Below are 7,469 nucleotides of genomic sequence, written 5' to 3' on the forward strand. Positions count from 1 at the left end.
CACGCAGGGCGGTGGAGCTCAGGGCGCGCAGGTCGTCGGTTTCCAGCAGCGGCATCTGGTCGGTCGTCAGCGCTTGGGCTTGGGCCGTGGTGAAGGCAGCGTACTGGGCGCTCGTCAAAGCACGCAGGTCATTCGACTCCAGCGTGCCGATCTGGCCGGCGGTGAGCGAAGCGACTTGGGCCGTGGTCATGGCCGCGAACTGTGCGGTGCTGAAAGCGTTCAGGTCATCGCTGACGAGGGTGGAAACTTGAGCCGTGGTCAGGGCAGCGACTTGCGAGGTCGTCATCGCTGCCATGTTGTCGGAGGTCAGGGCGCCGATTTGCGTGGTGCTCCAGGCGCGCAGGCCGGCGCTGCTGATGGCGCGCAGGTCTGCTGATTCGAGAGCGGCGATCTGGTCGGTGGTAAGCGCGTAAACCTGGGCGCTGCTCATCGAAGCGAACTGGGCAGTGCCCATCGCGACGAGGTCTTCGGTGGTGAGGCCGGCCACCTGGCCGGTGGTCATGGAGGCCACCTGGCCGGTGGTCAGGGCACCGATCTGGGCTGAGGTCAGTGCGGCAATCTGCTCGGTCGAGAAGGCGCGCAGCGCGGTGGAGCTGAGAGCGCGCAGGTCGTCGGTCTCCAGCAGCGGCATCTGGTCGGTCGTCAGCGCTTGGGCTTGGGCCGTGGTGAAGGCGGCGTACTGAGCGGTCGTGAGAGCGCGCAGGTCATTCGACTCCAGCGTGCCGATCTGGCCAGCGGTGAGCGAAGCGACTTGAGCGGTTGTCATGGCCGCGAACTGCGCGGTGCTGAAGGCGTTCAGGTCGTCGCTGACGAGGGTGGAAACTTGGGCGGTGGTCAGGGCAGCGACTTGCGAGGTCGTCATCGCGGCCATGTTGTCGGACGTCAGGGCGCCGATTTGCGTGGTGCTCCAGGCGCGCAGGCCGGTGCTGCTGATGGCGCGCAGGTCGGCTGATTCGAGAGCGGCGATCTGGTCGGTGGTGAGCGCGTAAACCTGGGCGCTGGTCATCGACGCAAACTGCGCAGTGCCCATCGCGGTGAGGTCTTCAGTCGTCAGGCCGGCGATCTGGCTGGTGGTGAGAGAAGCCACCTGCGCGGTGGTCAGCGCAGCCATCTGGTCGGAGCTGAGCGCGGCCAGCTGCTCGGTGCTCATCACCCGCAAAGAGGTGGAGTTCAGGGCGCGCAGGTCAGCTGTCTCGAACGCAGCGATGCGTGTCGCGTCTAGAGAGGTGATGCCCGTGGTAGTGATGGCTCCCATCTGTGCCGTGGTCAGCGCGACGATCTGTGCCGTGCTGAACGCTGCCCAGTCTTCTGTCGTCAGCCCCGCAATGGTCTTGGTCGACAGGCCCGCGATTTGTGCGGTGGACAGGGCGGTGATGATGGTGGCCATGGATCGTTTCCTTGTTCTCGAATTCAGTGATTCCGGTCAACGGCAGAGAGGCAGGCCTGTGGGGCTTGCTTCGCGGCGCTCTGACGAGGAACGGGGGTTTTCACGTGAGGTGTCTAGGGCGTTTGGGACTCGCAGCGCTGCCCAAAAGGCAGCCACCCCGGATTCCTCTTCTCCCATTCCCACGGAATATCGGCCCTAGCCCCTATCGACTTAAGGCGGATTTGCTGGCCCTAAACGGCTTTGTTCGTGAATTGCTTGCTGACCCGAATCGGCGTGTGGCCTGCCGCGAGACATTCGTCACGGACGGCTCGTTTCGGCTTCCAGAACGAAAAAGGCCTCGCCGCATCCGGCGAGGCCTGGCCTCTGTCTTTTTCAAACCACCCTCTATATAGAAGGCAGTCTTGAGGGGTGCTACTCGGGCAGGTAGCGCACCGTCAGCACGCCTTCGATCGCGGCAATGCCCTGCAGCACCGCATCGCTCACAGGGCTGTCTACGTCGACCAGGGTGTAGGCCATGTCGCCGCGCGACTTGTTGACCATGTTGTGAATGTTCAGGCCCGCGCGGGCCATCGCGCCCGAGATCTGGCCCAGCATGTTGGGCACGTTGGCGTTGGCGATGGCCACGCGGTAGGCCGACTCGCGGCCCATCGTCACGCTGGGGAAGTTGACGGCATTGCTCACGTTGCCTTGCTCCAGGTAGTCGACGAGCTGGTCGACCACCATCAAGGCGCAGTTCTCTTCGGCTTCGCCTGTGGAGGCGCCGAGGTGCGGCAGGGCCACCACCTTGTCGTGCGCGTTGAGCGCGGCGCTCGGGAAGTCGCACACGTACCAGCCCAGGTGCTTGGCGCTGAGCGAGGCCAGCACGGCGCGCTCGCTGACCACGCCTTCACGAGAGAAGTTGAGCAGCACGGTGCCGGGGCGCATGAGCCCCAGGTTGTCGGCGTTGACGAGGTCGCGTGTGGCGTCGACCAAGGGCACGTGCAGGGTGATGAAGTGGGCGTTCTTCATCACTTCGGCCACGCTGGCAGCCTTTTTCACTTGCGCGGGCAGGCTCCAGGCGGCGTCGACCGTGATCTCGGGGTCGTAGCCCAGCACGTTCATGCCGAGCTTGATGGCGGCGTCGGCCACCAGGCAACCGATTTTGCCCAGGCCCACGATGCCCAGCGTGCGGCCGGCGAGCTCGAAGCCGGCGTAATTCTTCTTGCCGTCTTCCACGGTCTTTTCCATGTCGGGTGACTTGGCGTCTAGCGCGTTGACGAAGCTCAGCGCTGGCGCGATGTTGCGCGCCGCGATCAGCATGCCGGCAAGCACCAGCTCTTTCACTGCGTTGGCATTGGCGCCCGGCGCGTTGAACACCGGCACGCCGCGCGCGCTCATGGCCTTGACGGGGATGTTGTTGGTGCCGGCGCCCGCGCGGGCGATAGCCTTCACGCTGGCCGGGATGTCGAGCGCGTGCATGTCGGCTGAGCGCACCAGCACGGCATCGGGCTGGGCCACGTCTTTGCCCACCTTGTAGCGCTCGGCGGGCAGGCGCTTCAGGCCGTTGGCTGAAATCTGGTTGAGAACCAGGATGTCGAACATGGCGGGTTCCTCCCGAAGTGGTGGGCGCAGCGTGCCACGCTGCGCCTCGCCCGCCATCATGGGAAGCCCTTACGAGTTTTGGGAGGCAAACTCTTTCATGTAAGCCACCAGCGCCTTCACGCCTTCGATGGGCATGGCGTTGTAAATGGAGGCGCGCATGCCGCCCACTGAGCGGTGGCCTTTGAGCTGCAACATGCCGCGCGCTTCAGCGCCTTTCAGGAAGGCCGCGTCTAGTGCTTCGTCTTTCAGCTTGAAGGGCACGTTCATCAGCGAGCGGTCGTCCTTCGCGATGGGGCTCGTGTAGAAGCTGGTGCTGTCGAGGTAGTCGTACAGCAACGCGGCCTTGGTGCGGTTGTGGGCTTCCATCGCCTTCAAGCCGCCCTGCGCCTTGATCCACTGAAACACCAGCCCGGCGATGTAGATCGCGTAGGTGGGCGGGGTGTTGAGCATGGAGTCGGCCTCGGCTTGCTGCTTGTAGTCGAAGGCCGAAGGCGTGGTGGGTATTGCGCCGCCGAGCAGGTCGTCGCGCACGATCACGATGGTCAAGCCTGCGGGGCCGATGTTCTTTTGCGCACCGGCGTAGATGAGGCCGTACTTGCTCACGTCGACCGGGCGCGACAGGATGTTCGACGACATGTCGGCCACCAGCGGCACGCTGCCGGTGTCAGGCACCCAGTGGTACTCGACGCCGCCGATGGTTTCGTTGGAGCAGATGTGCACATAGGCGGCGTTGGGGTCTAGCTTCCAGGTGCTCTGCTTGGGCACGCTCGTGAACTGCGTGTCTTCAGATGACGCGGCCACGTTGACCTTGCAGAAAGCCTTGGCCTCCTTGATCGACTTCTTGGCCCACTCACCGGTGTAGATGTAGTCGGCGCTGGTCTTGCCGCGCAGCAGGTTCATTGGAACGATGGCGTTCTGGCCGATGGCACCGCCCTGCAGGAACAGCACCTTGTAGTTGGCCGGGATGGCCAGCAGCTCGCGCAGGTCGGCTTCGGCCTGGGCATGGATGGAAATGAATTCCTTGCCGCGATGGCTCATCTCCATGACTGACATGCCAGAGCCTTTCCAGTCGAGCATCTCGTCGGCTGCCTGGCGCAGTACCGATTCGGGCAGGGCGGCGGGGCCGGCGCTGAAGTTGAAAACGCGAGTCATGGAGGGTCTCCGCTGGGCAATTGAAGGTGAACGGTGCTTCTCATGCGACCGTTCGGGCTGAGCCTGTCGAAGCTTGCGCAGGCTTCGACAGGCTCAGCCCGAACGGGGATGAATGTCGGCCCGATAGCTTAGCCCATCAGTGCTTGCTTGCCGGGCTGGTAGATTGCGCCGCTATGACCGACACCACCTTCTACTGGCACGACTACGAGACCTTCGGCCGGGTGCCGCGCCGCGACCGGCCTTCGCAGTTTGCCGGGGTGCGCACCGACCTCGACCTGAACGAGATCGGCGAGCCGACGATGGTCTATTGCCAACCCGCACCCGACTACCTGCCCGACCCCGAATCGTGCCTGCTCACCGGCATCGTGCCGCAAGCCTGCTTGGCTGAGGGGGTGCCTGAGCATGCGTTTGCCGATCTGATCGAGAAAGAACTGGCACAGCCCGGCACCATTGGCGTGGGCTACAACTCGATCCGCTTCGACGACGAGGTGACTCGCCATCTCTTCTGGCGCAACCTGATCGACCCTTATGCACGCGAGTGGCAGAACCAGTGCGGCCGCTGGGACCTGCTCGACGTGGTGCGCGTGACCTGGGCGCTTAGACCCGAAGGCATCGAGTGGCCCAAACACGACGACGGCCGGCCGTCGTTCAAGCTTGAGCACCTCACCAAGGCCAACGGCCTGGTGCATGAGGCCGCGCACGATGCCTTGTCTGATGTGCGCGCCACCATCGCCGTGGCGCGCCTCATCAAGCAACGTCAGCCCAAGCTGTGGGACTTCTGCCTGCGCCTGCGCAAAAAAGACGAAGTGGTGCGCGAGATGGGCGTGGGCAAGCCCTTTTTGCATGTGTCGGGCATGTACGGCGTGGAGCGTGGCGGCATTGCGCTCGTGTGGCCACTGGCGCCGCACCCGACCAACAAAAATGAAGTGATCGTCTGGGACTTGGCCTTCGACCCGAGCGAGCTTTTCGCGCTCAACGTCGACACCATGCGCCAGCGCATGTTCAGCAAGGCCGACGACCTGCCTGAGGGCACGACGCGCCTGCCCATCAAAACCATCCACATCAACAAGTCGCCCATCGTGGTGGGCAACTACAAGCCTTTCAGCAGCGTGATGGCTGAAAAGTGGGGCCTCAACGTCGAGCAGTCGCTGCGCCACGCCGAGATCGCGGCTGAAAAGGGCCAGCTGCTCGCGGGCATGTGGGCGGCGGTGTTCGAGCGGCCGGCGCCCGACGGCAAGCCCGATGTCGATGAAGACCTCTACGGCGGCTTCATCGGCAACGAAGACCGGCGCAGCCTCACGCGCCTGCGCGGCCTGGGCCCCACGCAGCTGGCCGACAAGCGCCCGGCGTTTGCCGACAAGCGATTGGATGAGCTCTTCTTTCGCTACCGCGCGCGCAATTTTCCGGCGAGCTTGAGCGAGGCAGAGACGGTGCAATGGCAAGAGCATTGTGCGCACCGCTTGCACGATGGTGCGGGGGGCGGGCTGACGCTTGCAGCCTTCTTCGAGCGCATAGACGCGCTGCAGGAAGCAGCAGATGACGAGCGTGCGCAAGACATCTTGGGGGCGCTGGTCGACTATGCAACCGAGATCGCACCGGAGCGAGATTGAGTCTTGGTTGAGGTTTGTGGCGGTGAGCAGGAGGTTTCACCGCCAAGGCGACCGTCGCCCTCCCACAAAAAAAGCCCCGCAGCTCGCGCTGCAGGGCTTTCAATCAGTACGAAGAAAACTCAGACGGTGGCCACCTTGTCGGCCGCGTCGGTGAAGTCCTTGATCTGGTCGAAGTTCATGTACTGGTAGATCTTGTCGCTGGCGGCGGTGAGCACGCCCATGTCGACAAGGTACTCCTCGCGCGTAGGGATTCGGCCGAGCTTGGAGCAGATGGCGGCCAACTCGGCCGAGCCGAGGTAGACGTTGCTGTTTTTGCCTAAGCGGTTGGGGAAGTTGCGCGTGCTGGTGCTGAACACCGTGGCGCCTTCTTTCACCTGCGCCTGGTTGCCCATGCACAGGCTGCAGCCCGGCATTTCCATGCGCGCGCCGGCGTTGCCCAGCACGCCGTAGTGGCCTTCATCACTGAGCTTCTTGGCGTCCATCTTGGTGGGCGGTGCGACCCACAGCTTGACGGGAATGTCGCGCTTGCCTTCGAGCAGCTTGCTGGCTGCACGGAAGTGGCCGATGTTGGTCATGCACGAGCCGATGAATACTTCGTCGATCTTGGCGCCGGCCACGTCGCTGAGCGTCTTCACGTCGTCAGGGTCGTTCGGGCAGGCGACGATGGGCTCATGGATGTCGGCCAGGTCGATGTCGATCACCGCAGCGTAATCGGCATCTGCGTCGCCCTTGAGCAGCTGCGGGTTGGCGAGCCACGCTTCTTGCGCCGCAATGCGACGGGCCAAGGTGCGTGCGTCGGCGTAGCCCTCGGAGATCATCCACTTCATCAGCGTGATGTTGCTGTTGATGTATTCAATGATGGGCTCTTTGTTGAGGTGCACGGTGCAGCCGGCGGCCGAGCGCTCGGCAGAGGCGTCGCTCAACTCAAAGGCTTGCTCGGCCTTCAGGTCGGGCAGGCCTTCGATCTCAAGGATGCGGCCGCTGAAGATGTTTTTCTTGCCTTGCTTGGCAACCGTCAGCAGGCCGGCCTTGATGGCGTACAGCGGAATGGCGTTGACCAGGTCGCGCAGGGTGACGCCAGGCTGCATAGTGCCCTTGAAGCGCACCAGCACCGATTCAGGCATGTCGAGCGGCATCACACCGGTGGCGGCGGCAAAGGCCACCAGGCCCGAACCGGCAGGGAAGCTGATGCCAATGGGGAAGCGGGTGTGGCTGTCGCCGCCCGTGCCCACGGTGTCGGGCAGCAGCAAGCGGTTGAGCCAGCTGTGGATGATGCCGTCGCCCGGGCGCAGCGAGACACCGCCACGGGTGCTGATGAAGTCGGGCAGCTCGTGGTGCATCTTCACGTCGACCGGCTTGGGGTAGGCCGCGGTGTGGCAGAACGACTGCATCACCATGTCGGCGCTGAAGCCCAGGCAGGCCAGGTCTTTCAGCTCGTCGCGCGTCATGGGCCCGGTGGTGTCCTGGGAACCCACCGAGCTCATGCGGGGTTCGCAGTAGGTGCCCGGGCGAACGCCCTGGCCGGCCGGCAAACCGACCGCGCGGCCCACGACCTTCTGTGCCAGCGTGAAGCCGGTCTTGGTGTCTTCGGGGTTCTGCGGCAGGCGGAACAACATGCTGACCGGAAGCTTCAGCGCCTCGCGGGCCTTGGCCGTCAGCCCGCGCCCGACGATCAGCGGTATGCGGCCACCGGCACGCACCTCATCGAACAACATGTCGCTTTTCATCTTGAACTCGGC

General features: G+C 64.1%; 4 protein-coding genes and 1 pseudogene. 1 reads left to right on the forward strand and 4 read right to left on the reverse strand.

The features are described 5' to 3' along the window. The 3 genes and pseudogenes from AC30QB_RS06755 to serC all read right to left on the reverse strand — a co-directional run. Positions 1-1,387 (reverse strand): annotated as a pseudogene (locus AC30QB_RS06755) (heme utilization protein); the annotation flags it as partial. Positions 1,388-1,798: 411 nt separating this feature from the next. Beyond that, positions 1,799-2,968, reverse strand: a complete 1,170-nt coding sequence (locus tag AC30QB_RS06760) for a phosphoglycerate dehydrogenase (protein ID WP_489545425.1) — start codon at positions 2,966-2,968, stop codon at positions 1,799-1,801. A 69-nt stretch (positions 2,969-3,037) separates the two neighbouring features. Further along, positions 3,038-4,120, reverse strand: a complete 1,083-nt coding sequence (gene serC / locus AC30QB_RS06765; protein WP_489545426.1) for a 3-phosphoserine/phosphohydroxythreonine transaminase — start codon at positions 4,118-4,120, stop codon at positions 3,038-3,040. Positions 4,121-4,293: 173 nt separating this feature from the next. On the opposite strand from serC, the gene sbcB reads away from it, so the two are divergent. After that, positions 4,294-5,730: an exodeoxyribonuclease I gene (gene sbcB / locus AC30QB_RS06770; protein ID WP_489545427.1), complete on the forward strand. Its 1,437-nt coding sequence runs from the start codon at positions 4,294-4,296 to the stop codon at positions 5,728-5,730. A 119-nt stretch (positions 5,731-5,849) separates the two neighbouring features. On the opposite strand, the gene AC30QB_RS06775 is transcribed toward sbcB, so the two are convergent. Continuing rightward, a partial coding sequence (locus tag AC30QB_RS06775; protein ID WP_489545428.1) for a bifunctional aconitate hydratase 2/2-methylisocitrate dehydratase occupies positions 5,850-7,469 on the reverse strand: 1,620 nt, incomplete at its 5' end.

The organism is Rhizobacter sp., from assembly GCF_046595475.1.
Classification (GTDB): Bacteria; Pseudomonadota; Gammaproteobacteria; order Burkholderiales; family Burkholderiaceae_C; genus Rhizobacter.

Excerpts from the sequence above, each read along its gene's own strand:
- serC (WP_489545426.1), bottom strand. The coding sequence starts at position 4,120 with ATGACTCGCGTTTTCAACTTCAGCGCCGGCCCCGCCGCCCTGCCCGAA.
- sbcB (WP_489545427.1), top strand. The coding sequence starts at position 4,294 with ATGACCGACACCACCTTCTACTGGCACGACTACGAGACCTTCGGCCGG.
- AC30QB_RS06760 (WP_489545425.1), bottom strand. The coding sequence starts at position 2,968 with ATGTTCGACATCCTGGTTCTCAACCAGATTTCAGCCAACGGCCTGAAG.